This window comes from Nocardiopsis sp. NPDC006198, assembly GCF_040613895.1.
Lineage (GTDB): Bacteria > Actinomycetota > Actinomycetes > Streptosporangiales > Streptosporangiaceae > Nocardiopsis > Nocardiopsis tropica.
On the sequence record NZ_JBEXSY010000012.1, the window covers coordinates 124,552 to 149,178 of the forward strand.

The window sequence follows — 24,627 nt, forward strand, 5'->3', positions numbered from 1 at the left end:
GTCACCTCTGCGGTTGCTAAGTGGCGGGGCCCTCCGTATCTTAGCGGACAAGAAACGGCGGGCCCCGCCGTTTAGCGGTGCACACCCGAGGAGCGACCCCATGTCCACCGATTCCGCACCCGTCCTGGTCACCGGCGCCACCGGCCGCCAGGGCGGCGCCACGGCCCGCGCCCTGCTCGCAGCGGGCGTCCCCGTCCGCGCCCTGGTACGGGACCCCGCGACCGACCGGGCCAGGGCCGTCAAGGCGCTCGGCGCGGCCCTGGTCACCGGCGACCTCCGCGACCGCGACTCCGTGGCCGGGGCCGCCGAGGGGGCCCGGGCGGTCTTCTCGGTCCAGCTGCCCGAGATGAGAGGGGACTCCGTCGACTTCGAGGGCGAGGTGGCCCAGGCCGCCAACCTGATCGCGGGCGCACTGGCCGCGGGTGTGCCGCAGTTCGTGCACACGTCCGTCTCCGGAGCCGGGCAGCACACCGGCATCGCCGGATGGGACGAAGGCCGCTGGGCGGCGCTGGAGCCCTACTACACCGCCAAGACCGGGATCCAGGACCGGGTGCGGGAGGCGGGGTTCCGGCACTGGACGATCCTCAAGCCGGGCTTCTTCATGGAGAACTTCCTCCCGTCGATGGCGTTCCTGTTCCCCCGCGGCGTCGAGGGCGGCCTGGTGAGCGTGCTGAAGCCCGGGACGCCGGTGTCCCTCGTCGCCGTCGACGACATCGGCGGGGCGGCCGCCGCGGCGGTGGCCGCCCCGGAGCGGTTCCACGGGGTCGAGCTGGAGCTGGCGAGCGACCACCTGACCATGACCGAGATCGCGCGGACCCTGTCACGCGCCCTGGGGACCGAGCTGGGCGCGCCCGACATGAGCACGGAGGAGGCGGTCGCCGCGGGGATGCCGGGGATGGGGGCGTCGCACGAGTTCATGAACGTGACCGGCCAGCCCGCCCGGCCGGAGTTCGCGCGGGCCCTCGGCATCCCGCTCACGACCTTCGCGGAATGGGCGGACCGCTACCTGCGCACCGCCGGCTGACGCCGCCCGCGCATCAGCCGGACACGCGTGTGGGCCCGGCCCCGGAGGGGCGGGCCCACACCGGAGCGGTGTCGGCGGCGGGGTCAGACGGTGCCGACGGCCGGGTTCCGGGCCGACCGGCCGGGCGGCGCGGTGCTCTCCCGCTCGACCACCTCGCCCCGGACGGTGATCACGCGGGCCTCCTGGCCGGACTCCTCCTCCAGGGCGAGCACCGCGGCCCGCTCGCCCATCTCCTCCAGGGGAAGGCGCACGGTGGTCAGTGCGGGGGTGAGGTCGCGCAGGGTCGGGATGTCGTCGAAGCCCGCCACCGACAGGTCCTCGGGCACGCGCAGCCCCAGGTCGCGCAGGGCGGCCATCGCCCCGGTGGCCATCACGTCGTTGACCGCGAACAGGCAGGTGGCCCCGGTGCCGACCGCCATCAGGCGGCGGGTGGACTCGTAGCCGCCGTCGCGGGTGAACGCGCCGTGCACCACGTTGTGGTGGGCCAGCTCCAGGCCCGCGCCCGAGAGCGCCGAGTGGAACCCGTCCAGGCGCTCGCGCGCGGTCCACAGGTCGGTGGGCCCGGCCAGGATGGCGAACTCGCGGTGCCCCTGCGCGATGAGGTGGCGTGCGAGGTCGGCCGCGCCGGTGTGGTTGTCGGGCGTGACCGTGTCGGCGGGCAGCCCCTCCTGGGACACGCACGCCACCCGTCCGCCCTGGCGGCGGAACAGGCGGATCTCCTCGGCCAGGCGGCGGTTGCTCTCGTCGTCGGTCGAGCGCGATCCGACCAGTACCACCGCGCGCGCCCGGTGGGCGCGCAGTGCGGCCAGGATGCGCCCCTCCTTCTGGGCGGAGCGGCTCGTGGTGCCCAGCACCAGGACCAGTCCGCGCTCCTCGGTGTGGCGGGTGACCCCCGCCGCGATCGAGGAGAAGTAGGGGTCGGCGATGTCGTGGACGAGCAGCCCGACCAGTGAGCTGCTGTTGCGGGCGAGCGTCTGCGCCGAGGCGTTGGCCAGGTAGCCGAGTTCCTGGGCGCTCGCGGTGACCTTGTCGCGCAGCCGCTGGCTCACCTGCCTGGTGCTGCCGTTGATCACCCTGGAAGCCGTGGCCAGGGACACCCCGGCGTGTGAGGCGACCTGTTCCAGCGTCACGTAACCGGACTCCACACCGCTCCCTCTTCTGGTTCGGGCCACTGGGAAAACTCTTTCCTAGCGTAGCGGAGCCCTCGACCTGTTCACGGCCGATCGGGTCTCACGGGGTGGGGGCGGACATCTGGTCGCGCCAGGTCCGGGTGGGGTTCCAGCCGAGGGCGGTGCGGGCGGCCTCCGAGGAGAACACGGAGCGGCCGTCCGCCAGGGACGCGGCGGTCTGCGCCGTGGAGGGGTGGAAGCGGGGAAGCAGCTCGTGGACCGGGCCCTCCGCGAGCGGGTCCGGCGCGACGGCGTTGAAGACCTGGCCGCTGCGCACCCGCTCCGGCCGCTCCACCACGAGCGCGAACAGCTCGGCGGCGTCGCGCGCGTCCACGTAGTTGAACAGGGAGGTCGCGGCCAGAGCCGGGTCGGCCAGGCGCTCGGCCATGGTGTGGCCGAGCTGGGTGACCGCGCCCCGCCACTCCTCGGGGGCGACCACGTAGCCGGGGCGCACGCAGGACAGCACGCAGGTGTCGCTGGTACGCGCCAGGGAGCGCACGGTGTCCTCGATGATGGCCTTGCTCAGCCCGTAGGCGTGCCAGGGGGCGACGGGGTGCTCCTCGTCCAGCGGCAGGGCCAGGGGCCGCCAGGAGGGCGTGTTGTAGCCGTAGACGGTGGGGCTGGAGGCGGCCACCGCCGAGCGGGCCCCGTGGGCGACGGCGGCGGAGAGCACGGCCCAGGCCAGGCCGGTGTTGACCTGGAGGGTCTCCACGTCGGGGCGGGCGAAGGGCACGGCGATCCCGGCCAGGTGGACGACGGCCTCGGGTCGCGTCCGGGTGAAGGCGTCCTCCCGTCCGGCGTCGTCCAGCAGGTCGGCGACGATCCCGGTGACCCCGGCCGGGTGGTCCGCCTCGGCGGTGTCCACCGACGTGACGTCGTGGCCGCGCTCGGCCAGGGTGGCCACGACGCTGCGGCCGAGCCTCCCCGAGCCTCCGGTGACGAGGACGCGCATGGGTGATGCCTTTCTCTCGTACGGCGCGTGGGCGCCGTGGTCGTCCACAGGCCGGCGAAGGGCCTGGTCCGGCCCGCTCCGCGGGCCTACATTCGTTATAGGGGGCCGCCCGGACGGACGGCCCCGTGCTGCCCGCCCGCGGGGGGCGTCGCAGGGCCCGGGCGGCTTCCGGCGCGGGCCTGCGCCGTTCCGGCGGCCAGGGGTTGCCGGGCCGCGAGGACCCACGGTCCCACGCCCCGGCCCCCGTGGTCCCGGAATCCGGAGGCGTGCCCACCCGGCCGGGGCACGACGGCCGCCCCCGATCCCTCGGAACCCACGGCCGCCGCTCCGGCCCCGTCCGGCTCTCCCGCCCCGGGGCCTCCCGCGCTCAGTCCAGCGCGCCCACGGCCTCCGCCAGGGCCGCCGGGTCGGCGGGACGGCCGTCGCACACCGCCACGCGCAGTCCCCGCTCCAGCCGGCCGCCCCCGGGCAGGGGCAGTCGCTCCTCCCAGGCCAGGGCGGGGCCCACCCCCGGGTAGTCCGAGGCGCGCAGGAACCACGGGTCGCGGTGCCCGCCGGGCTGGACGAACAGGAGCGTCCACGGCGCACCGGAGCCGTCCTCCCCGGCCAGGGCCAGCCACGCGGCCCGGGATCCGTGCAGGGCCTCCTCGCCCCGCAGGCCCCCGGCGCCGGTGACCTCCGGGGGCCGCGCGCCCAGCGGGGCGCGCCAGAACAGCCCGCCGTACCCCGCCCCGGGCCGGCCGTTCGTGGCGGGGCTGCCGATGCTCAGGTCCCGCCCGGAGGTGTTGGCCAGTTCCACCCGCAGGTCCAGCACCCAGGTGCGGGCGTCCAGGTCCAAGGCCCGGGTGGACCGCAGCTCGCGCAGCAGTTCCGCCCCGTCGGGCCCGGTCCAGGACAGCTCCTCGACCCGTTCGGCGTCCTTCTGCACCGCCCAGGCCAGGTGCTCCTGGCGGCCGTGGTTGTCGAGCATCACCGAGCCCCGGTCGCGTACGAAGGTGCGTCCGCCCCAGAAGCTCACCCCCGAGACGTCGGGGACGGCCACGCCGACCCCCAGGTGGTGCAGGTGGTCGGCGGGCAGGTGCTCGGTGACCTCCGTGCCGCCCCGTGTGCGTACGGGGTGCAGGTAGGGGCGGGGCGAGAGCCGGGGGTCGATGTCGGCACCGTCCCGCTGGACGGCCAGGACGGCACCGTTGAGGGACAGGGACGCGGTCATGGGCGGGCCTTCGTGGTCGGTGTCGCCTCCGCGGCCCCGGGGAGCCACGCGGGTGCGAGTTCGGAGAACAGGGCGAGGTTCTGCGCGCTGCGGTGGACGAGCGCGCCGATCCCGTTGACGGTGCGGTGGGTGACGTCGTCCTCGTTCCACACCCGCTGGTGTTCGAGGGGGATCGGGGCCGGGTCCGGGGCGTGCCGGACCGCTTCCAGCACGTGCATGAACCCCCGGGTGGCCTCGGGCGGCACCAGCAGCGGAACGCCGTCGCGCAGGTGGTCGACCAGGTTCTCCAGCAGGCCCGTGCGCGGGTGGACGGTGGTGGCCGGCGCACGGCCGGGCCGGTGCAGGGTGACCCGGTCGAGGGTGTAGTCCAGCTCGATCCGGCCGCGCTCGCCGTGCACGACCAGGCGCGGCGGTTGGCTGTCGGGGGCGCACAGCGTCACCGCGAGGGTGATGACGGTTCCGTCGGCGGTGCGCAGCCGCAGGCAGGAGGTGTCGTCGCTCTCGATGGGGTGGGCGTGGAACAGCTCCAGCTCCACGTCCCGGGGCGCCTCGGTGGCGGCCCCGGCCACGGCCAGGGCGGTGGCGACCGCGTGCGCGAACGGGTTGGTGAGCGCCCCGTCCACGACGTCGCGGCCGTCCAGGTGGCGGCGCCCGGCCCAGGGGGCCCGGTCGTAGTAGGCGGAGGTGCGCTTCCAGGCGCCTTCGCCGCCGATGCCGCGCACGCGGCCCACCGTTCCCTCGGCGATCAGGTCGCGCACGGCCGTGACCGCCTGGGAGCCCAGGCTCTGGAAGCCGACCTGGCAGGCGAGCCCGGAGGCGTCGACGGCCGCGCGCAGCTGCTCGAACTCGGCCAGGCCCGCCGTGGTGGGCTTCTCCAGCAGCAGGTGGGAGCCGTGGTCCAGGGCGATCCCGGCCAGCGGCAGGTGGGTGTGGATCGGGGTGACCAGGACGGTGATCCGGGCGCCGGTCTCGTCGACGGCCCTGCCGAGGTCGTCGAACCAGGGGACCGGGCCGTGGCCCTCCAGGTCGTCCCCGGGTTCGGGCGGTCGGCTGTCGCAGACGCCCGCCAGCCGGACGAGTCCGCTCTCGCACAGGGGGAGCAGGGAGCGCAGGTGCGAGCGGCCGTGGCCGTGCAGGCCGACCAGGAGCACCGGGACGGGGCCGCCGGCGCGGCCCGCCCGTTCCTCGGCCCCGGCTCCCCGGGGCGCGGTCACCGGTCCGTCCCGAGCAGGTCGGCGATCCTCACCGGGGCCCCGGAGTCGATGGAGGCGTTCGCCGCGAGCCCGGTGAGCAGGGCATTGCCGCCGTCGGCGTGGTCGGGGCGGATGCCGTCGTCGGATCCGCCGAACAGGGAGTCGAGCATGACCTGGTCGCCTCCGCCGTGGGGGCCCTCGCCGACCGCGATCGGGATCTCCTCGGGCTCCTGCCAGTGGCGGCGCAGGAGGAGGCGGGCCGAGGTGTGGTCCTTGGGGGCGGGCATGCCGCGCACGGGGGTGGACTCGTCCTGGTGGGGGGAGGTGTGGTCGAACTCGGTCATGTCCAGTTCCAGGCGCCCCCGGCTGCCGGTGATGGAGATCCGGTAGCCCTCCCAGGGGGCGTAGGCGACCAGGTGGTAGCTCAGGCGGGCTCCGGTGTCGTAGCCGACGAGCACCGACATGTCGTCCTCGATGGTGATGCCGGGGCCGAACACGTTGAGGTCGCGCCGGTAGCCGTCCTCGTGCTCGGCGTCCAGGTACAGGGCGGTGAGGTCGGGGCTGTCGCCCATGTGCAGGGCGAAGGGGTCGGCCTCGGCGGCGGGGGAGCCGTGTCCGCGTTCGTAGTCGCCCGCGAGGCCGTGGCGGCGGCCGTTCTCGTCGCCGTAGAAGAACAGGCGGCCCCAGGCGAACACCTCGGTGGGCCGGGCGCCGATCCACCAGTTGACGAGGTCGAAGTGGTGGCTGGCCTTGTGGACGAGCAGTCCGCCGGACTGGGACTTGTCGCGGTGCCAGCGGCGGAAGTAGTCGGCACCGTGGCGCAGGTCCAGCAGCCACTCGAAGTGCACCGAGCCCACCTCGCCGATGACCCCGGAGGCGATGAGGTCGCGCAGCTGGCGGTGGACGGGGTTGTAGCGGTAGTTGAAGCCGACGGTCACCCGGCCCCCGGTGCGGGCCTGGGCCTCGTTGATGCGCCGCAGCCCTTCCAGGTCCGCGGTCATGGGCTTCTCGGTGATGGCGTCGAGGCCGGCGTCCAGCGCGGCGACGACGTAGTCGGCGTGGGTGCGGTCGACGGTGCACACGATGACCTCGTCGACCCGCTCCTCCTTCAGCATGCGGGTGAAGTCGGAGGGGGAGTAGGTCGGCACGGGGTCGAGACCGGCCTCGGTCACGATGCTGTTGTGCACGGCCATCCGGGTGGCGTTGGTGTCGCAGAGGGCGACCAGTCGTCCCTGGTCCCGGTGGGTGCCGGTCAGCGCCCGTGTGTACATCCGGGCCCGGGAACCGGTGCCGACGATCGCGTACCTGCGTGGAGTGGTGTCGTTCACATGCTGCATGGTAAACGCTTTCCAGAAAAAACGACAGGGGTCTCCTGCGACGAACTGGTCAAATCCGCGTCCCAAACCGATCACATCCACGCGTGTTCGCATGGCTACCTGGAGTGGCGTTTGGTGCGCGAAGATCCCGGGAAGCGCGTTCACCGGCCCGTTCCCGCGCTGTGAGGGGGGCGCGAACGGTAACGATCTGGGGTGTGGATCACACTTGTGGGGAAACGAATCGTTGACACCCATGTAACCCGGTGCTAGAAACTGAACATCCTAATACTTGGATAGCGCTTACCAGGGCTACTCAGCCCGGTTCTCCCCGTGTTCTCGCACACACAGCGCCCGTGCCCTCCGAGTGAGATTGGCTCCCCATGAACCCAGGACCGAACGCCACCGGTCGCCGCCTTCCGTCGGCCCTCCGGGACGGCGGCGCGCCGTGAGCGCCCTGCTCCAGCGGGGGAGGGCGGCGGCTCAGGACCAGGCCGCGCCCGCGTCGCGCCCCCGCAGCGGAAAGAGCGCGGCCCCCCGCGCCAAGCGCGAGAACCTCGCCGCCTACGGCTTCCTGGCCCCGTGGTTCATCGGCCTGGTGTTCATCACCGCGGGTCCCCTCCTGGCCTCCCTGTACTTCTCCTTCACCGACTACAACCTCATCGGTGACCACGAGTGGGTCGGCGCCGAGAACTACGAGCGGATGTTCACCGACGCCCGGCTGCACAGCGCGCTGAGGGTCACGTTCGTCTACGTGTTCGTGTCGGTGCCGCTCCAGCTCGCGCTCGCCCTCGCCCTGGCGATGGTCCTGGACCGCGGTGTGCGGGGGCTGCCCCTGTACCGGTCGGTCTACTACCTGCCCTCCCTGCTGGGCGGCAGCGTCGCCATCGCCATCCTGTGGCGCCAGGTGTTCGGCGCCGAGGGCCTGATCAACCAGGTCCTGGGGTTCTTCGGGATCCAGGGTGAGGGGTGGGTCTCCCATCCCGACTACGCGCTGGGCACGCTGATCGTGCTCAACGTGTGGACGTTCGGCGCGCCCATGGTGATCTTCCTGGCCGGCCTGCGGCAGATCCCCGCCATGTACTACGAGGCGGCCTCCGTGGACGGGGCGGGACCGGTGAGCCGGTTCTGGAACATCACCGTTCCCATGCTCACCCCGATCATCTTCTTCAACCTGGTGCTCCAGATCATCAACGCCTTCCAGACCTTCACCCAGGCGTTCATCGTCAGCGGCGGCACCGGGGGCCCCTCGGACTCCACCCTCTTCTTCACGCTCTACCTCTACCAGCGCGGCTTCGGCGCCTTCGACATGGGCTACGCCTCGGCGATGGCCTGGCTGCTGCTGATGATCATCGGAGGGTTCACCGCGGTGAACTTCCTGGCCTCCAAGTACTGGGTCTTCTATGGCGACTGAGACAACGGCCCCCGCGACCTCCACCAGGCGCCTCGGGGCCCGACGCACACGACGGCTGCTCGTCCACATCGGGCTCATCGGGTTCGGGCTGATCATGCTCTACCCGCTGCTGTGGATGCTCTCCAGCTCCTTCAAGCCGACCGCGGAGATCTTCCGCGCCCCCGGGCTCATCCCGGAGACCTTCACCCCGGGCAACTACACCGAGGGGTGGACGGCGCTCCAGTTCCCGTTCCACCACTACCTGCTCAACTCGGCGGTCGTGGTGGCCGGATCCATCATCGGCAACCTCGTCGGCTGCTCGATGGCGGCCTACGCCTTCGCCCGCCTGGAGTTCCGCGGCAAGCGGCTCTTCTTCGCGGTCATGCTCGCCACGATCATGCTGCCGATCCACGTCGTGATCGTGCCGCAGTACATCCTGTTCGCCGAGCTGGGCTGGATCAACACGTTCCTTCCGCTGATCGTGCCCAAGCTCCTGGCGACGGACGGCTTCTTCATCTTCCTGATGGTGCAGTTCATCCGCGGACTGCCCAAGGACCTGGACGAGGCGGCGCGCATCGACGGCTGCGGTCACGTGAGGATCTTCTTCCAGATCATCATGCCGCTGTCGCTGCCGGCGCTGGCCACCACCGCGATCTTCACGTTCATCTGGACCTGGAACGACTTCTTCAGCCAGCTGATCTTCCTCACCAGCCCGGACATGTACACCGTCCCGGTCGCCCTGCGCACCTTCGTCGACTCCAGCTCCCAGACGTCCTGGGGGCCGCTGTTCGCGATGTCCGTCGTGGCACTCGGCCCGGTCTTCGGATTCTTCCTGGCCGGCCAGCGATACCTGGTCAAGGGCATCGCCACCACCGGAATCAAGTAGTCGAAAGGAAATCGACCCATGTACACACCCCCTGGCGTCGGGCGCCCCCGGGCCCGCCGTCGCAGTACCCTCCTCCCCCTGGCGGCCGCGGCGACCGCGCTCGTGATGGCCGTCACGGCCTGCGGAGGAGACTCCGGCTCCGAGGACGGCGTCGTCGAACTCCGCTTCTCCTGGTGGGGCGCCGACGACCGCCACTCCACGATGCAGCAGGTCATCGACGTCTTCGAGGCCGAGAACCCCGACATCCGGATCGTCGGGGACTACACCGACTGGAGCTCCTACTGGGACCGGCTGGCCACGAGCACCGCGGCCAACGACGCTCCCGACATCCTCATGCAGGAGGAGCGGTACCTGCGCGAGTACGGTGACCGGGGTGCGCTGGCCGACCTCACCGAGTTCAGCGATGTGCTGGACCTGTCGAAGATCGACCCGCTGGTGGCCGAGAGCGGCGACCTGGACGGCCAGACCTTCGGCGCCGCCAGCGGCGTGAACGCGTACGCGATCCTCGCCGACCCGCAGGCGTTCGAGGACGCGGGCGTGGAGATGCCCGACGACGAGACGTGGACGTGGGACGACTACGTCGAGATCTCGGCGCAGATCAGCGAGGCGACCGACGGCGAGACCGTGGGCACGCAGAGCATGTCCTACAACGAGTCCGGGTTCCAGATCTTCGCCCGTCAGCGGGGCGAGAACCTGTACGCCGAGGACGGCTCGCTCGGTTTCTCCCAGGAGACCATGGCGGAGTGGTTCAGCATCACCGAGCAGCTGCTGGAGAACGGCGGCCAGCCGGGGGCGGCCGAGAGCGTGGAGATCGAGGGCGGCGGTCCCGACCAGTCGGTCCTGTCCACGAACCAGGGCGCGATGGCGCACTTCTGGACCAACCAGCTCGGCGGCATCAGCGAGTCCTCCGGCCGGGAGATCGAGCTGCTGCGCTACCCGGGCGAGTCCGAGGGGGAGCGCACGGGGATGTACTTCAAGCCCGCGATGTTCTACTCCGTCGCGGCGTCCTCCGAGCACCCGGAGGAGGCGGCCCGGTTCGTGGACTTCATGCTCAACGAGAACGCGGCGGCCGAGCTGATCCTGGCCGACCTGGGCCTGCCCGCGAACGTGGACGTGCGCGCGCACATCCTCAACTCGCTGCCGGAGGCGGACGCGCGCAGTGCCGTGTTCCTGTCCGACATCGAGGGCACGATCGTGGACGGCAACCCGCCGCCCCCGATCGGCGCCGGCCAGGTCGTGGAGATCACCAAGCGGGTCACCGACGACCTGGCGTTCGGGAACCTGACGCCCGAGGAGGCCGCGGAGCAGTTCATGTCCGAGGTGGAGGCGGCGACCGGGGGCGCCTGACCCGGATCGGTGCGAGTGGTGGCCGGGCCCGGCGGGAGATGCCTCTCCCGCCGGGCCCGGCGCCGTGTGCGGTCCTGCACGGCCCCGCAGACCGGTGCGGGCGGGGTCTCAGGGGGAGGCGGTGGCGTCGGCGCGCCGGACCTCCGACGGGGGCGCCGGTGCGCCGGGGACGGCGGTCTGGGCGATGAACGCGCCGGTGACGATGACCGCGGCGCCCAGGATCTGGACCGGGGTCAGCGCCTCGCCGAGGAGCACCCACGCCAGCACGATCGCGGTCACGACCTCCAGGTAGGCGACGGCCCCGGCGACCTGCGGGGACAGGCGCCGGATCGCGGAGACGCCGGCGAAGTAGGCGACGGCGGTGCACACCAGCCCCAGCCACAGTGCCGGGGCCCAGCCGGGCACGTGGAGACCGCCCAGGGGGACCGGGTCGGCGAGCAGGCCCCACGGGATCGTCCACGGGCGGGCGAGGGCTCCCAGGAGGACCGTGGCGACCAGGGAGCCGAAGGCGATGACGGCGAGCGGGTCGGTGTCCTCCCCCATGCTGTCGCCCAGGAGGAAGAACGTCGCCTGCGCGGCGGCGGCGCCCAGGGCCAGGGCCACGCCGATCGCGTCCAGGCGCATGCCGGCCCAGACCTCCAGCAGCAGTCCGAGCCCGGCCACGGCCAGGACGACCCCGACGACGGCGGCGGGGGAGACCCGGGTGCGGCGCACCACCCTCAGCCACAGCAGGACCAGGACCGGGCCGAGGAACTCGATGAGCAGGGCGATGCCGACGGGGATGCGGGCGACCGCGGCGAAGTACAGGGCCTGGACCCCCGCCATGGGGAAGACGCCGTAGGCCAGCACGAGCAGGGGCCGGCGGCGGGCGATCCGCCAGTGGGCGGCGGCGACGGGAAGGAGGAGGAGCGCCGCTCCGGCGACCCGCAGCCACGTGACGTGCAGGGAGTCCATCCCCGCGTCGAGGAGGGGGCGGGCGAACACGCCCGAGCCGCCGAAGGCGAGCGCTGAGCCGAGCGCGAACGCCAGCCCGGAGGGGCGGTGGCGTGCGGAGGGGGCGGACACGTGGCTGCTCCAGGGGATTCATGGGGAGATGGGATCTGGGCAGAGCATACGGTCGGCGCGTCGGCCCCGGTGGGAGGGGGCGGCGGCGCGAGGGCTGTCCGGTCCCGGCGGGAGCGTGGGTTCCCCGCCTGGCGGGCGCTGCGCGAGGGGGCCTCGTCCCCCGCTGCGGCGGGGCCGACGCGCCGGGCCTCCCGCACCCGGTGCTCCGGACGGGCCGACGGGCCTGCGGGAGACGGATGGCGGGCTCGGGCCGGCTCGAAGGTCGAGGGCCCTCGGGGAAGCCGCCGCGCCTCCTCGCGGTCAGTGCCGGGGGGCGAGGGCGGTCAGGTCGAGCTGGGCCCAGGCCACGTCGTGCCAGGCGTCGTGCTTCCAGCCCACGCGCGACATGACGCCGACGTCCTCGAAACCCAGGGCGCGGTGCAGTCCGAGGCTCGCGTCGTTGGGCAGGGTCATGCAGGCGACCGCGACCCGCATGCCGCGCTCGGCCAGGCGGGGCAGGAGGGCGCCGTACAGGGCCCGGCCCGCTCCGGTGCGGCGGCGGCCCTGCTCGAGGTAGACGCTGACCTCGCACGTGCGCCGATAGGCGGCGCGGGTGCGGAACGTGCCGCCGTAGGCGTAGCCGAGGACGCCCTCGGCGTCCTCCATGACGATCCAGGCGTGCTCGCGCTGAGCGGCGGCGATCCGCGCCGCCATCTCCTGCGCACCGGGAGGGTCGAGCTCGAAGGTGATCGCGGTGTCGGTGACGTAGGGCGCGTAGATCGCGGCGCAGACCTCGGCGTCCGCGGGGGTCGCGTCGCGGACGGTGAGGGTGGGCATCGAAGTCATGTTCATTATAGTAATCCGGGCCTGTCACTATAGTGAATACATGAGCGACGAACTGGGTTCTGCCCTCGCCCTGACCCTCAAGGAACTCCGAGGCTCCCGCGGTTTGAGCGCCTCGGCGCTGTCCGAACTCTCCGGCGTCTCACGCACCATGGTCAGCCGTATCGAGAACGGCGACGTCCAGCCCACGGCCTCCCTCCTCGGGCGCCTGTCCGCGGCGCTCGGCATCACCCTCTCCGAGTTGATCTCCCGTGCCGAACAGGGCGACCGGCGCCTGGCCCGCTCCCACGAGCAGCCCACCTGGACCGACCCCGACACCGGCTACGTGCGCCGGGCGGTCTCCCCGACCTCCGGCGGCCCGATCGAGCTGGTCGAGGTGGAGCTCCCGGCGGGCGCGAGGGTCGCCTTCCCCGTGGAGGCCTACGTCTTCACGCACCACCAGATCTGGGTCCTGGACGGCACGCTCGCCTTCCGCGAGGGCTCCGTCGAGCACCTCCTGGAGGCGGGGGACTGCCTCCAGCTGGGTCCGCCCGAGCCGTGCGAGTTCCACAATCCGGGCCGGTCCCCCTGCCGCTACCTGGTGGTCATCGCCCGGCGCGGCGCCTGAGGGACCGCCCGGGGGCACGGGCCGTGCGGTGACGGCGGACGGCCCCCGTCCCTTCGACCGGTCGGCGCCGATCGGGGTCTTCGGGCGTGGCGCGGCGCGGAGGGCGCGGGCCCGGTGCGTAGGGTGCGAGACGGCCTGGTGAGCCTCCGGGCCGAGTCGTGCTCCCGCCGCCCCCGGGGCCGGACACCCAGATCCGAAGGAAGAACCATGCGTGCTGTGAGCTTCTCCGACTACGGCGACCCGTCCGTCCTGACCGTCGTGGAGTCCGAGGTCCCCGAGCCCGGCCCCGGTCAGGTGAGGGTGGTCGTCCGCGCCGCGGGCGTCAACCCGTTCGACGTCAAGGCGCGTTCGGGGCTGATGGCGCAGGGCAGGCCGCTGCCCGCACCGCGCGTGCCGGGCCTGGAGGCCGCCGGGGTGGTGGACGCGGTCGGTGAGGGCGTCACGGGCACGGCCGTCGGCGACGCCGTCGCCGGATGGACCGCAGGCGGCGGCGGATACGCCGAGTACGCCGTGCTGTCCACCTTCACGGCCAAGCCGGAGGCGCTGACCTGGCAGGAGGCGGCGGCTCTCCCGGTGGCGGGGGAGGCCGCGGTCCGCGCGCTGCGCGTCCTGGACCCCCGGCGCGGGGAGACGCTGCTGGTCAACGGCGCCTCGGGCAGTGTCGGAGGGATCGCCGTCCAGCTCATGGTCGAGGTCGGGATCACGGTGATCGGGACGGCAGGCGGCGCGAACCTGGACCGGGTGCGCGCGCTCGGAGCGCTCGCCACCCCCTACGGGGAGGGGCTCGCCCAGCGCGTGCGGGCGCTGGCGCCCCGGGGCGTGGACGCCGTCCTGGACGCGGCCGGGCACGGGGCGCTCCCCGACGCGATCGCCCTGCGCGGCGGTACGGACCGGATCGTCACCCTCGCCGACCCGGCCGCCTTCGACCTGGGCGTCCCCTTCCTCTCCAAACCGGAGGACCAGACCGCGCAGACCCTGGAAACGCTGCTGGGGGCCGCGGCCGAGGGGCGGATCACCCCGCCCGCCTCCCGCGCGATGGGGCTGGAGGAGGCCGCGCAGGCCCACCGGGAGTGGGAGCGGAAGTCCTCCGGCAAGATCGTCCTGGTTCCCTGACGCGTCCGCTCAGGGGCGTGTCCGCGGGGAGGAGCCCGACCACGGCACTGCCGCGCCTGGATCGGCCAGGCCGACCGCCCCAAGGCCCACGGCGCTTTTCCGGACCGACAGCGTGTTCGAGAAGGGACAGGAAACAGGGCCCTGGCTCGTCCGGGCCTGCTGTCGCGTCGCGGCTGTGGGCCAGACGGCGGGCCACCTGTTCGATCACGGCCCAGCGGTTGTGTCGACGGGGCAGACCGGGCACCTGTTCGACGAAGGTTCGTCGACCGCGTGAGGGGGCCGGGCATCGGAAAGGGTTTATCTTCTCGGGTATGGATCATCAGGGGGAGTTTCGTCGGGCAGCACTTGAGTTGGGCATCCCGGACGACGAGATCAGCAGGTTCAGCCGGCACCTTCGTTTGGCGATCGGATTGTCCGGGGGCGGCGATGGTTCTCCGGTAGGCCACATCGGCGGGTTGCCCCGGCTTCCGGTGGGCATGAAGTGGCCGTCCGCCGAGGACATTCCGTTGCCGTTGTTCCTCTCCGTCGATTGTGGGGCGCTGCCGGGGGTCGACGGCTTCGACCTCCCGGCGGACGGGACACTCCTCTTCTTCGTTCACCAGGAGATGGACTTCGGCGAACTGCGGGCCGATCCGGGGCAGTACGCGCGAGTCGTGTACGTACCGGACGGCACCGAAACCGCGGTCGCAGAACCCCCCGACTCCGCATGTGTCAGCGAGCGGATCGACGTCTGCGCCGGACTCAGAGCCGATCTGCCCCTGTGGTTGGAGGAGGGCGAAGAGGACTGGCACGAGTTCTGGGAGGATCTCGAGTGGGACGACATGTCACCCTTCCAGCAGCAGCTGGCCCGGTACATGGAGCGTGAGCTGCCGCACCTGGACGAACTCCGGTCCCTGGCCTACGACCTCTGGTCGTCCGGCGCCTACCTCGCCATCGGCGGGTACGCCGATGACGAGACGACGGTCGGCAGCATCACGGCGAAGACCCTCGCCAAGGGAGAATGGCTTTCCTATCCGGACGAGGACGCTTTCCGGTTGGCGAGCGAATGGTTGCCGCTCGCCAATGAAGGACGGACCTACACGGAGTACTACACGAAATTCATGATCCGCCACGGCGACCTGGCCGCCGCTCGATGGGACAAGGCACTCACCGTGACCAATTTCGAGGCCCCGTGACCAGGTTCGACGCACCTCTACCCCCCCCGGGACGCCCAGCTCGTTCTTCACCCCTGGCAGGAAACGATCCTGTCGAGGGTGAAGAACGAGCTGAGAACGCGGTCATGAAGAGTCCTTCCTGAGCAAGCGGGGCAGGTGGGCGTGAAGGCGCTGGACCTTGACGCCTTGCCCGAGAACTCGGAGTCGTTCGCTGAGGATTTCGATCACCTGCGGCCCCGCGGGGCGCACCACGTCAGCGACCAGGCGGAGGCACGGTGGCGGAACCCGGCCGTGCTGCTGCCCGGGGTCTTCCCCCTGGGTCGGTGGGGGCCCGGGGCGGGTCGCCTACGCCGACCGGGCCGCGCCCGCGTCAGTCGAGGAGGGCCCGGGTGAACACCGGACGCTGCTCGGCGAGCCAGGTCTGGCGGCGGTCCCAGCGGTCCCAGCCTCCGGACCGCTCCAGGCCGCGGACGAACGCCTCCTCGCCGCCGTCCACGCGTGCCGCCACGAACGTCCGGGCCACGGCCGTGTACTGCTCGATCACGCCGGGGAGGGCGGCGCGGTCCCCGCGGGCGAGGCCGTAGGCGTCGGCGGCCGACCGGAGCCGGCGGGGCACGTCCGCGCCCTCGCTCCAGGTCCCGGCGGCGGAGACCGGGTCGAGGGCGGGGACCAGGTAGTAGGCCAGGGCGGCCACGTCCCACACGGGCCTTCCGGGCGCGGCGAGGTCGAAGTCGATCAGGGCCTCGGCGCGTCCGTCGCGGAAGACGAGGTTCTCCGCACAGGGGTCGTTGTGGCACAGGATCGGCCCGCCCTCGGGATCGGCCAGCCCGGCCGCCCCCGAGGCCCACGGCGCGGTGGCGTCCACGCCGACACGGGACGCGGCCTCGTGGTAGCGGCGCAGCAGCGCCGCGGCCGAGCGCAGGGCCGGCTCGGTGCGCACCCAGTCGGGGAAGGGCGGTAGGGCCACGTCGCCCTCCACGAAGGTCAGCTCCTCGCGGCCGTCCCCGCGCAGCCGGAGGGGGAGCGGGGCGCCCCGGTAGCCGGTGTCGGCCAGGGCCCGCAGGTGGGTGTGGAGGGCGGGGGACGCGGGGGTGGCGGTGCGCACGACGCGGCCGCCGTGCCGGAAGACCGTGTTCATCATCCCGCCGTCGAGCCGGTGCGCGTCTTCGCGGGTGTCGTCGTCGGGGCCGGCAGCAGCGGGCATCGCTCTCCTCGGGGTGCACGGAAAACCTGTGGCGACGGGGATGCGTCGAATCCTACGGTCGGGGTCGGTGGAGGGGGAGGGCTCGTGCCGCGTCGAAGGTCACCGCAGGAGAAGAAGGCCCTGAGCCACGCCAGGGACCGCCGCAACGACTACGGCGAGAACGACAAGAGTTCGCGCCGCAACATCCCCCTGTCCAAGCGCATCGCCAGGAGGGCCGACCGGCGGGTCGCGGCGACCGCGCTGGCCGCCGGACGCGGGGGCGCGGACGCCGACTCGGGCGCGGCTGCGCAGGAGCGGGCCGAGCGCAGGAGGCCCGGGGTGTGGCGCAAGTGGCCGGACGGGCCGCTGGGCGTGCACGTCGAGTGCGGCCTGGAGCGCCGTGCCCGGGCCGAGGGCGGGAGGGGCCGCAACGCCGACCGCCTGGGGAGACTCCGCGCGCGGTTGCGCCGACCGGGCCGCTGACCCGGTCCCGGGCGGAGGGCTCCGGGACGTGCGGAGGAAGGCCGGGAGGGTTTTCCACAGCCGCACCCGAACCCGTGTTCGCTCCACTACTCTGGGTCCCGAAAGCAGTCGAGCCCGACAGGTGCTACCAACACCGGCGCCGGGCTCTGACCCCCAACCTGGTCTCATCAGGAAGGCGGCTAGTGGTGGAGTGTATCCAACTCGGCCCCGATGTCACGGCCATATCCCGCATGTCGTCTCCTTCGGACACGGCGACGCAGGCGTCGCAGCCCCCGCCGGGGCCCGTCGGTCCGCGCCGGCGCACCCCGGGCGCCATGCGCGGTATCGGCTTCATGCCCTCGCTCTGGATCACCGACGCCCTCAGGGCGGGCCTGCTGCCCAGCACCCGCGCGCACACCGTCGCGGCGATCATCGCCGACGCCGCCGACGCGGACGGGCGCTGGTGCTACCTGTACCTCGACACGATCGCGGAGCGCTCCGGCGGGACGATGAGCGCCTCCACCGTCAAACGGGCGCTCCACGACCTCGTCGGCGCGGGCCTGGTGCGCAGGCTCGGCCCGTCGCAGGCGCGCCTGTTCTTCCGCGCCGACATCGCCGCCGGGCGCCGGTGGCCCGACCGGCTCCCGCCGGTGCTGGAGCTGCTGATCCCGGCGCAGGCGTACACCGCCCAGGCGCTGGAGGAGGTCAACCGCGTGCGCCGGGTGCTGGGGGAGGAGCCGTTGTCCCCGGCCTCCCGCCCCTATCCTCCGGTGCGAACGACCGTTCATCCTGACCTGGCCGACAGGTCGGAACGACCTGCAGACCTTTCCCCTGTAGACCCCTCCCCGATCCGGCGCTCCGTCCGCGGGAGCGCCACCACAGGGCGGGTGGCCGCCCGGGCGTACGCGCGAGGGGTCCGTCCCCTGCCGGTGCAAGCGCCCGTGGTCGGCCCGGGAGGGGTCCCCGGCCCCGCGCCGGACACGGGGACGCCCGGTGCGCCGACGCGCGACGGTCCTCCGGAACGGAGGCCGGACCCCGCACCGGAAAGGGTGACCGCCCCGGGGCCGCGAGGGCTCGCCCGGAGCCTCCTCGCCCGGATACCGGACTCGGTGCTGCGCCGCCCCGGACCGGACCGCGAGGCCCTGGCCGGTGCCCTCGACCGGCTCGCCGGACAGGGGATGCGCACGGCCGAGCTGGGCGCGCTGCTGGAGGGCGCGGAGACCCTGCGCAGCCCGTTCCCGGCGCTCATGCGCCGCCTGGGCGGCGTGGAGGACGCGCGCGGGTTCCTGGACGGCCGCCTCGGCGCGGGCGTGCGGCGCGGCGGAGGCGCCCCGGCCCCGCCGTGGGCTCCCGCGCCGCGCACGGCCCGGCTCGCGCAGGGGGTACCCGATCCCCGGCGCCCGGACGACGGGGACGCGTTCGCCGAGCCGCCCGGGTTCGCCGTCGGCCCCGACGGCGCGGCGCCGCGCACCTGCCCCGACCACCCGGGCGTGCGCAACGTCCCGGGCGGGAGCTGCCGTGTGTGCGGCGGGGCCTGCCGGAGCGTGCCCGGCGAGATCCTCCACCCGCACCGGGGCCCCGGTGCGGGGGCGGCCCGCACGGGCGGTGATCCGCCCGGGAGTCCCGCCGGGCCCGAGGGGTCCGAGGGGCCCGAGGGGCCTGTGCGGGCCGCGGAGGACCCGCCCGGGGTCCTGCTGGACGGTCCTGACACCGGCGGCGCCGGGGAGGCCGGGGAGACGGATCCCGCGGTCCTCGCGCTCATGCGCGCCTCCCTCTCCGGGGACCGCCGCGAACCGGTGCGCCCACCCGGGCGGCAGGGCCGCGCGCCCACGCCCGCGGCCCGTGCCGCGGTCGACTCCGTGCGCCGCCGGCTGGACCTCCTCCGCGGACGGGCCGCCGGGTGAGGGGCGTCGGGGAGGGCGGCGGCGCCCCCTGCGCTCGCGGGCGCGGCTCAGACCTGCGGCACGGGGACCGGGCGGGACCCCTGGGCCAGCGACTCCGCGCCGGCCACACCCACCAGGGAGGCCGCCACGGCGTCGCGCACCGGCACCAGGGGCGGTGCGCCGTGCAGGACCGTGTCGCGAAAGCCCCGCAGCAGCAGGACCGTTCCCTCGGTCCCGCGCTCCAGGGGCTCGCCGTCCAGGGTCACCGGAGGCGGTACACGCTCCTCCTCGCGCGTCACGCCGTCCTCCTGCGTCCAGCCCTCCTGGCGGACCCGCACCGACCAGGCCCGGTCGCCCCCGGCGCGCACCGACTCGGCCAGTCCCCGGGTTCCGCGCACCGACACCCAGCTCCAGTGGCTGTCGGACTCGCCCTGGAGGAACCCGTTGCGGGTGATGGCCAGCGCCCCCGTGGACAGGCGCACCACCATGGTGGAGGCCTCGCGCGGAGAGGCCTCGTCCACGCCGAAGGCGGTGACCTCGACGGGACGCGCCCCGGTGATCGCCAGGATCGGGGACAGCGAGTGGGTGCAGTACGCGGTCGGGGGGATCCTGCCGCGCCAGTGCGCGGGGTCGCCGATCAGAGCCGCCCGCGCCTCGGGCGACATCCCGTGCAGGTAGTCGGCCTCCACCAGGCTGATCCGGCCGACCTCTCCCGCCTCCACCGCCTCGCGCAGGAGCCGCACGTGCGGGTGGAGCACGTAGTTCTCGGCGAAGGAGTAGGTGGCTCGGGAGCGGTCGGCGGCCTCGACCAGGGCCCGGCCCTCCTCGGCACTCGCGCAGGCGGCGGCCTCGGAGAGCACGTGGACGCCGTGTTCGAGGAAGGCGGTCGCCAGCGGGGCGTGGGCGTCGAAGTCGTTGGCGAGCACCACCCCGTCCAGGCGGTGGCCGGGGTCCAGCAGGTCCTGCCAGCGGTCGACGGCGACCGCGCCGGGCAGCAGCTCGCGCGCCCGCCGTCGCGGTTCGGCCTCGCGGTCGCAGACCGCGACCACGTCGATGCCCGCCCTGGCGGCCCACACCGCCAGGTGCAGCCCCATTCCCAGTCCCACCACTCCCATGCGCATGGGGGCATCCTCCCGGGAGCCGCCGGGGCGGACAACGGGTTTTCCCCGCCGACGAACGGCAACCGCCCCTCGGGGGGGTGTCCGCCCGGAAACCAGCGGTACCCGCTGCCCCGGTTCGGTCGGTCTCCGGCCGGGGCACCGCATGGCAGAGCAACGCGTATTCGCTGTCACTGCGCCGGACGGGACCGTCACGGGCGGGGCGGTGATGCCTGGCCCCGGGCGGATACCGCCCGGGGCCAGGCATCGTGGAAGCGGGCGGCCTGTTCGCGCAGAGCTGTCACCATCGTCTGTGCCTGGGCGGAGGGGCGTGCCCGGGTGAGGGCGACGGTCGCCCGGCCAGTCCAGTCGCTGTCGGTGACGGTCACGGCGCCCACACCTGGCGGCAGGACCGGTAGGGCCAGGTCGGGGACAACCGTGATGCCCAGCCCGGCTGCGACCAGCCCGAGGCGTGTGGACCAGCCGCGCGCGGTGTGGGCGATGTGGGGGTCGGCCAGTGTCGGCCAGGCCCCGAACTGCGGTTCGCCCGCCGCGCCCGTCCCGGCGATCCAGTGCTCTTGTCCCAGGTCCGGCACGGTGACGCCGGCCCGGCCCGCGAACCGGTGCGTGTCCGCCACGGCCACCAGGAGATCGCCGCTGAGCACCGCGGTCTGCCTGAGCTCGCTCAGGTCGTAGTCCGGCAGGTCCCGGCCGACCCCGACGATCACCACGTCCAGCCGACCGGTCCGCAGCCTCCGGAGCAGGGCGGGTGAGGAGGCCTCCTCCAGGACCATGGCGAGGCCCGGATGGGCGGACCCGACTTGTGCCATCGCACGGGGGACCAACGCCATGGCGGCGGTGGGGTAGGCGCCGACCGTGAGACGGCCCGCGAGCGGATCGCGCAGCCCGGCCAGTTCGACCTCGGTCGCCGCCAGGTCGGCGAGGACCTCGGCCGCGCGCCGTACGAGGATCCGGCCTGCCGGAGTGAGTGCTGCGCCGCGTCCCCTGCGGTCGAAGAGCGGCGCCCCGGCCGCCGCCTCCATCGCGGCCACCTGCCGGGAGACGGCCGACTGCGTGTAGCCGAGCATCTCGCCGGCCCGGGTGAACGATCCCGTGGCGGCGACCTGGTGGACGACGCGGAGACCAGTGAGGGTGAATTCAGCCATGGCCGGAAATTAGCATGCGTGTAGCTCATGGAAGTGATGCCGAACCATCGTTGGACGTCATGGCTGGGAGAGGGCAGGCTGGTGCCATGACAGAGAAACCCACGCGTGACGAATTGGTGGCGCGCCTGGTTCGCGCCGGCGAGCTTGAGGTATCGGGCGAGGATCTCGCCGAGGCCGCGGCGTACTTCGACACGGAGGGGTTCCGCTTCCACGGGCCGGACGGGTTCGAGTCCGACTTCGCGGGACTCAGCGCCTACTTCGCGTCAGTGCGCGAGGCCTTCGACGACCGGTCCATCCGGCGCGGCGTCGTGGTGGCCGAAGGCGACCACCTGGCCTGCCAGACCTGGATCGAGGGCACCTTCGTCCGTGAGTTCACCCAGTCGCCGGTCGGCCCGCTGCCGCCCAATGGCGAACGCGTCGTGTTCGACCTGATCAACATCTTCCGCTTCGACCGCCGGGGCCGCCTCGTCGAGGAGTGGGTGCGTATGGACAACCGCCACCTCCTGCGCCAGCTGGGTGCCGGGGAGAGCTGTGCCGACAACCATCCGGGTTCGGCGGTGCCCAGCAGCTGAGAGGACGCTGCCGGCGGCAGGAACACCGCGGCAGGGGTGACCGTCCGGAGCAGCCGACGGCAGAGGTCGGGAAGCACCGATGCGCCCAAAAGTATGTTTACGTCAAGGCAATACACTGGCAACACCACGGGTGGACAGGGCCTGTATGAGCCCATGGCCCCGTCTCCTCGAACCGATTCCTCCGACGATCGAGGTTCCCGGCACAACGGCGTGCGGGGTGCCCGTTCCAGCAGTGAGAAGGGAACGCACTCGCATGCCGTTTTCCGATGGTGCCCGCAGCGGGCACCACCCGGGGGTCCGAAGCGCGTACGAGCACGTGGTGCGGCGCAACCCCGACGAGCCCGAGTTCCAGCAGGCCGTCCTGGAGGTGCTCGACAGCCTCTCGCCCGCCCTCTCCCGCCACTCCGAATACGCCGACCAGCGCATCCTGGAGCGCCTCTGCGAACCCGAACGCCAGGTCATCTTCCGGGTGCCGTGGCGCGACGACCAGGGCAACGTGCACGTCAACCGTGGTTTCCGGGTGGAGTTCAACAGCGCGTTGGGCCCCTACAAGGGCGGGCTGCGCTTCCACCCCAGCGTGAACCTCGGGGTGATCAAGTTCCTGGGCTTCGAGCAGATCTTCAAGAACGCCCTCACCGGCATGAGCATCGGCGGCGGCAAGGGCGGCAGCGACTTCGACCCCAAGGGGCGCTCCGACAACGAGATCGAGCGGTTCTGCCAGTCGTTCATGACCGAGCTCCACCGCCACCTGGGCGAGCACACCGACGTCCCGGCCGGGGACATCGGGGTGGGCGGCCGCGAGATCGGCTACCTGTTCGGCCAGTACCGGCGCCTCGCCAACCGGTGGGAGGCCGGGGTCATCACCGGCAAGGGCCTGGAGTGGGGTGGTTCGCGCGTCCGTACCGAGGCCACGGGGTACGGGAACGTGCTGTTCACCCAGCGGATGCTGGAGCGCTCGGGCAGGAGCCTGGACGGCCGGCGCGTGGTGGTGTCCGGTTCGGGCAACGTGGCGATCTACTCGGTGGAGAAGGCCCAGCAGCTGGGCGCCACCGTGGTCGCCTGCTCCGACTCCGGCGGCTACGTCGTGGACGAGAAGGGCATCGACCTCGACCTGCTCAAGCAGATCAAGGAGGTGGAGCGGGCCCGGATCTCCGAGTACGCCGAGCGGCGCGGCGACGCCCGCTACGTGGAGGGCGGCAACGTGTGGGACGTGCCCTGCGACGTGGCGCTGCCCTCCGCCACCCAGAACGAGCTGGACGCGGCATCGGCGCGCACCCTGGTCCGCAACGGCGTCCTGGCGGTGGCCGAGGGCGCGAATATGCCCACCACCCCCGAGGCCGTCCAGGTGCTGCGCGAGGCCGGTGTGCTGTTCGCGCCGGGCAAGGCCGCCAACGCCGGCGGCGTGGCGACCAGCGTCCTGGAGATGCGGCAGAACGCGCGGCGCACGTCGTGGTCGTTCGAGCACGCCGAGGCCGAGCTGGCCGAGGTGATGACGGGGATCCACGACCGGTGCGAGGAGGCCGCCGAGAGGTACGGCGCCCCGGGCGACTACGTGCTCGGTGCGAACGTGGCCGGGTTCGAGCGTGTGGCGGGCGCGATGCTCGCCCAGGGCCTGATCTAGGCACCGCCTCCGTCCGGGGCCTGGGAAAGGCCCCAGGACGGAGGCGGCGGCCCTCCTGCTCCGGTCGGGCGGCAAACCCGCCGGAGCAGGAGGACCCGCCCCCGTGCCGACCGGTCGGGCGGACCGGGGAGACGGCCGGGCACGGAGGAGCGCGCGACCGCCCCCGGGACCGCGCCGGGGACGCGGCCAGGTCTCAGGCCGCGGACCGCTGGTCGGCCGGGCGCCTGCGCAGTTCCGGGCGGATGACGGCGGGCGGGTCGTAGGAGACGTCGAGGGGGCCGATGTCGGTCCCGGGCGCGACGATGTCGTCGATCCTGTCGAGGACGCCGTCGCCGAGTACGGCGCCGGCACCCGCCAGCAGGTCCTCCAGCTGTTCCATGGTGCGGGGGCCGATGATGGCGGAGCTGACGTCGGGGTGGGCGGCGACGAAGGCCATCGCCAGGTGGGCCAGGGACATCCCGGCCTCCTCGGCCACCACGATGAGCTGTTCGACGGCGTCGAGCTTGCGCTCGTCGGTCAGGTGCTCGGGCATCCAGTGCATCCTGGCGTTCTCCACGGGGGAGGCGCCCTTGCGGTAGCGGCCGGTCAGCAGGCCCGAGGACAGCGGCCCCCAGGTCAGCACGCCCAGGCCGTAGCGGCGGCAGAGCGGCAGGACCTCCCGCTCGATCCCGCGGTTGAGGATGGAGTACGTGGGCTGCTCGGTGCGCAGCCGCTGGAGTGCGCGCCGCTCGGCCACCCACTGCGCCTCCACGATCTCCGAGGGCGGCAGGTTCGAGGAGCCGACGACGCGGACCTTGCCGCTGCGCACCAGGTCGGTCAGCGCCGAGAGCGTCTCCTCGATGTCGGTCCGGGGGTCGGGGTGGTGGAGCTGGTAGAGGTCGATGTAGTCGGTGCGGAGGCGCCGCAGCGAGTGCTCGACCTCGGCGATGATCCAGCGCCGGGAGCTGCCGTACCGGTTGGGGCCCTCACCCATCCGGCCGTTGACCTTGGTGGCCAGCACGACCTCGTCGCGTCGGCCCTTGAGGGCCTTGCCGACGATCTCCTCGGTCTCGCTGTAGCCGTACACGTCGGCGGTGTCGACGAAGTTGACGCCGGCGTCCAGTGCCCGGTGGGTCATACGGATGCATTCGTCGTGGTCGGGGTTGCCCACCCGGCCGAACATCATGGTGCCCAGGCAGTAGGCACTGACCTCGATGCCGGTGCGCCCCAGCTCGCGCGTTCTCACAGTGATCCGGTTCCTCTTCCTTTCCGGCAGCCGCACGGCACACGCCTGCGGCGGCGACGCTCCCGTGCCCGCTCCGGGCGGGCACGGGGGCCGGGGCGGGGGGGGGGGGGCGCCCCCCCCCCCCCCCCCCCCCCCCCCGGCCCGGGGGGGGGGGGGGCGCGACCGCC

The 24,627-nt window shown here is 73.2% G+C and carries 22 protein-coding genes; 11 read left to right on the forward strand and 11 right to left on the reverse strand.

Annotated elements, in window-relative coordinates; all coding sequences use genetic code 11:
* The first annotated feature begins 100 nt into the window (after positions 1-100).
* Entirely contained in the window at positions 101-1,024 is a 924-nt protein-coding gene (locus ABZ234_RS11365) for an NmrA family NAD(P)-binding protein (protein WP_355011903.1), read from the forward strand.
* An 83-nt stretch (positions 1,025-1,107) separates the two neighbouring features.
* Here the strand turns inward: ABZ234_RS11365 and ABZ234_RS11370 are convergent, their stop codons facing one another.
* The 5 genes from ABZ234_RS11370 to ABZ234_RS11390 form a co-directional block, all read right to left on the reverse strand.
* The gene (locus tag ABZ234_RS11370; protein WP_267950134.1) at positions 1,108-2,169 is read right to left on the reverse strand and encodes a LacI family DNA-binding transcriptional regulator; all 1,062 of its coding nucleotides are present in this window, start codon (positions 2,167-2,169) and stop codon (positions 1,108-1,110) included.
* Between the two features lie 85 nt (positions 2,170-2,254).
* A complete protein-coding gene (locus tag ABZ234_RS11375) occupies positions 2,255-3,145 on the reverse strand; it encodes an NAD(P)-dependent oxidoreductase (protein WP_355011904.1) in 891 nt (296 codons plus the stop codon).
* 367 nt (positions 3,146-3,512) lie between these two features.
* Complete coding sequence (locus ABZ234_RS11380; protein ID WP_267950132.1) at positions 3,513-4,358, reverse strand: PmoA family protein; 846 nt, start codon at positions 4,356-4,358, stop codon at positions 3,513-3,515.
* Entirely contained in the window at positions 4,355-5,572 is a 1,218-nt protein-coding gene (locus ABZ234_RS11385) for a Gfo/Idh/MocA family oxidoreductase (protein WP_355011905.1), read from the reverse strand. The genes ABZ234_RS11380 and ABZ234_RS11385 overlap by 4 nt, the downstream gene beginning before the upstream one ends.
* Positions 5,569-6,888 (reverse strand): Gfo/Idh/MocA family oxidoreductase, encoded by a 1,320-nt coding sequence (locus ABZ234_RS11390; RefSeq protein ID WP_355011906.1) that lies wholly within the window; start codon positions 6,886-6,888, stop codon positions 5,569-5,571. The genes ABZ234_RS11385 and ABZ234_RS11390 overlap by 4 nt, the downstream gene beginning before the upstream one ends.
* A 424-nt stretch (positions 6,889-7,312) precedes the next feature.
* Between ABZ234_RS11390 and ABZ234_RS11395 the strand changes: the two genes are divergently transcribed.
* Genes ABZ234_RS11395 through ABZ234_RS11405 form a run of 3 tightly spaced genes read left to right on the forward strand, consistent with a single transcriptional unit; the run spans position 7,313 to position 10,490 of the window.
* On the forward strand, positions 7,313-8,278 hold the full coding sequence (locus ABZ234_RS11395; protein ID WP_267950129.1) for a sugar ABC transporter permease: 966 nt from the start codon (positions 7,313-7,315) through the stop codon (positions 8,276-8,278).
* Positions 8,268-9,143, forward strand: a complete 876-nt coding sequence (locus ABZ234_RS11400) for a carbohydrate ABC transporter permease (protein WP_267950128.1) — start codon at positions 8,268-8,270, stop codon at positions 9,141-9,143. Before ABZ234_RS11395 ends, ABZ234_RS11400 begins: the two co-directional genes overlap by 11 nt.
* An 18-nt stretch (positions 9,144-9,161) precedes the next feature.
* Complete coding sequence (locus ABZ234_RS11405) at positions 9,162-10,490, forward strand: ABC transporter substrate-binding protein (protein WP_352982461.1); 1,329 nt, start codon at positions 9,162-9,164, stop codon at positions 10,488-10,490.
* A gap of 108 nt (positions 10,491-10,598) precedes the next feature.
* On the opposite strand, the gene ABZ234_RS11410 is transcribed toward ABZ234_RS11405, so the two are convergent.
* Together ABZ234_RS11410 and ABZ234_RS11415 are read right to left on the reverse strand one after the other, a co-directional pair.
* Entirely contained in the window at positions 10,599-11,555 is a 957-nt protein-coding gene (locus ABZ234_RS11410; protein WP_355011907.1) for an EamA family transporter, read from the reverse strand.
* A 300-nt stretch (positions 11,556-11,855) separates the two neighbouring features.
* Complete coding sequence (locus tag ABZ234_RS11415) at positions 11,856-12,380, reverse strand: N-acetyltransferase family protein (protein WP_355011908.1); 525 nt, start codon at positions 12,378-12,380, stop codon at positions 11,856-11,858.
* Positions 12,381-12,420: 40 nt separating this feature from the next.
* Between ABZ234_RS11415 and ABZ234_RS11420 the strand changes: the two genes are divergently transcribed.
* The 3 genes from ABZ234_RS11420 (at position 12,421) to ABZ234_RS11430 (ending at position 15,272) form a co-directional block, all read left to right on the forward strand.
* Complete coding sequence (locus ABZ234_RS11420) at positions 12,421-12,984, forward strand: XRE family transcriptional regulator (RefSeq protein WP_330159765.1); 564 nt, start codon at positions 12,421-12,423, stop codon at positions 12,982-12,984.
* Between the two features lie 207 nt (positions 12,985-13,191).
* Positions 13,192-14,097: an NADP-dependent oxidoreductase gene (locus tag ABZ234_RS11425; RefSeq protein ID WP_355011909.1), complete on the forward strand. Its 906-nt coding sequence runs from the start codon at positions 13,192-13,194 to the stop codon at positions 14,095-14,097.
* Between the two features lie 311 nt (positions 14,098-14,408).
* Complete coding sequence (locus tag ABZ234_RS11430) at positions 14,409-15,272, forward strand: DUF1963 domain-containing protein (protein ID WP_355011910.1); 864 nt, start codon at positions 14,409-14,411, stop codon at positions 15,270-15,272.
* A 349-nt stretch (positions 15,273-15,621) separates the two neighbouring features.
* On the opposite strand, the gene ABZ234_RS11435 is transcribed toward ABZ234_RS11430, so the two are convergent.
* Positions 15,622-16,455, reverse strand: coding sequence for a phosphotransferase (locus tag ABZ234_RS11435; RefSeq protein WP_355011911.1), 834 nt, complete (start codon positions 16,453-16,455; stop codon positions 15,622-15,624).
* 84 nt (positions 16,456-16,539) lie between these two features.
* On the opposite strand from ABZ234_RS11435, the gene ABZ234_RS11440 reads away from it, so the two are divergent.
* Together ABZ234_RS11440 and ABZ234_RS11445 are read left to right on the forward strand one after the other, a co-directional pair.
* Positions 16,540-16,917 (forward strand): hypothetical protein, encoded by a 378-nt coding sequence (locus tag ABZ234_RS11440; protein WP_355011912.1) that lies wholly within the window; start codon positions 16,540-16,542, stop codon positions 16,915-16,917.
* A gap of 314 nt (positions 16,918-17,231) precedes the next feature.
* On the forward strand, positions 17,232-18,800 hold the full coding sequence (locus tag ABZ234_RS11445) for a hypothetical protein (protein WP_355011913.1): 1,569 nt from the start codon (positions 17,232-17,234) through the stop codon (positions 18,798-18,800).
* Between the two features lie 47 nt (positions 18,801-18,847).
* On the opposite strand, the gene ABZ234_RS11450 is transcribed toward ABZ234_RS11445, so the two are convergent.
* Both ABZ234_RS11450 and ABZ234_RS11455 read right to left on the reverse strand, forming a co-directional pair.
* Positions 18,848-19,900 (reverse strand): Gfo/Idh/MocA family oxidoreductase, encoded by a 1,053-nt coding sequence (locus ABZ234_RS11450; protein ID WP_352982469.1) that lies wholly within the window; start codon positions 19,898-19,900, stop codon positions 18,848-18,850.
* 188 nt (positions 19,901-20,088) lie between these two features.
* Positions 20,089-21,042 carry a LysR family transcriptional regulator gene (locus tag ABZ234_RS11455; RefSeq protein ID WP_355011914.1) on the reverse strand — a complete coding sequence of 318 codons (954 nt, stop codon included), beginning with the start codon at positions 21,040-21,042 and terminating at the stop codon, positions 20,089-20,091.
* Between the two features lie 86 nt (positions 21,043-21,128).
* Between ABZ234_RS11455 and ABZ234_RS11460 the strand changes: the two genes are divergently transcribed.
* On the forward strand, positions 21,129-21,614 hold the full coding sequence (locus tag ABZ234_RS11460; RefSeq protein WP_355011915.1) for an ester cyclase: 486 nt from the start codon (positions 21,129-21,131) through the stop codon (positions 21,612-21,614).
* 253 nt (positions 21,615-21,867) lie between these two features.
* Positions 21,868-23,235, forward strand: coding sequence for an NADP-specific glutamate dehydrogenase (gene gdhA / locus ABZ234_RS11465; RefSeq protein ID WP_267950116.1), 1,368 nt, complete (start codon positions 21,868-21,870; stop codon positions 23,233-23,235).
* Positions 23,236-23,428: 193 nt separating this feature from the next.
* Here gdhA and ABZ234_RS11470 read toward each other — a convergent pair whose 3' ends face one another.
* Positions 23,429-24,460 (reverse strand): aldo/keto reductase, encoded by a 1,032-nt coding sequence (locus tag ABZ234_RS11470; protein WP_355011916.1) that lies wholly within the window; start codon positions 24,458-24,460, stop codon positions 23,429-23,431.
* Positions 24,461-24,627 lie beyond the last annotated feature (167 nt).

Excerpts from the sequence above, each read along its gene's own strand:
- ABZ234_RS11365 (WP_355011903.1), top strand. The coding sequence starts at position 101 with ATGTCCACCGATTCCGCACCCGTCCTGGTCACCGGCGCCACCGGCCGC.
- ABZ234_RS11375 (WP_355011904.1), bottom strand. The coding sequence starts at position 3,145 with ATGCGCGTCCTCGTCACCGGAGGCTCGGGGAGGCTCGGCCGCAGCGTC.
- ABZ234_RS11380 (WP_267950132.1), bottom strand. The coding sequence starts at position 4,358 with ATGACCGCGTCCCTGTCCCTCAACGGTGCCGTCCTGGCCGTCCAGCGG.
- ABZ234_RS11390 (WP_355011906.1), bottom strand. The coding sequence starts at position 6,888 with ATGCAGCATGTGAACGACACCACTCCACGCAGGTACGCGATCGTCGGC.
- ABZ234_RS11400 (WP_267950128.1), top strand. The coding sequence starts at position 8,268 with ATGGCGACTGAGACAACGGCCCCCGCGACCTCCACCAGGCGCCTCGGG.
- ABZ234_RS11405 (WP_352982461.1), top strand. The coding sequence starts at position 9,162 with ATGTACACACCCCCTGGCGTCGGGCGCCCCCGGGCCCGCCGTCGCAGT.
- ABZ234_RS11415 (WP_355011908.1), bottom strand. The coding sequence starts at position 12,380 with ATGACTTCGATGCCCACCCTCACCGTCCGCGACGCGACCCCCGCGGAC.
- ABZ234_RS11420 (WP_330159765.1), top strand. The coding sequence starts at position 12,421 with ATGAGCGACGAACTGGGTTCTGCCCTCGCCCTGACCCTCAAGGAACTC.
- ABZ234_RS11425 (WP_355011909.1), top strand. The coding sequence starts at position 13,192 with ATGCGTGCTGTGAGCTTCTCCGACTACGGCGACCCGTCCGTCCTGACC.
- ABZ234_RS11430 (WP_355011910.1), top strand. The coding sequence starts at position 14,409 with ATGGATCATCAGGGGGAGTTTCGTCGGGCAGCACTTGAGTTGGGCATC.
- ABZ234_RS11435 (WP_355011911.1), bottom strand. The coding sequence starts at position 16,455 with ATGCCCGCTGCTGCCGGCCCCGACGACGACACCCGCGAAGACGCGCAC.
- ABZ234_RS11445 (WP_355011913.1), top strand. The coding sequence starts at position 17,232 with ATGCGCGGTATCGGCTTCATGCCCTCGCTCTGGATCACCGACGCCCTC.
- ABZ234_RS11450 (WP_352982469.1), bottom strand. The coding sequence starts at position 19,900 with ATGCGCATGGGAGTGGTGGGACTGGGAATGGGGCTGCACCTGGCGGTG.
- ABZ234_RS11455 (WP_355011914.1), bottom strand. The coding sequence starts at position 21,042 with ATGGCTGAATTCACCCTCACTGGTCTCCGCGTCGTCCACCAGGTCGCC.
- ABZ234_RS11460 (WP_355011915.1), top strand. The coding sequence starts at position 21,129 with ATGACAGAGAAACCCACGCGTGACGAATTGGTGGCGCGCCTGGTTCGC.
- gdhA (WP_267950116.1), top strand. The coding sequence starts at position 21,868 with ATGCCGTTTTCCGATGGTGCCCGCAGCGGGCACCACCCGGGGGTCCGA.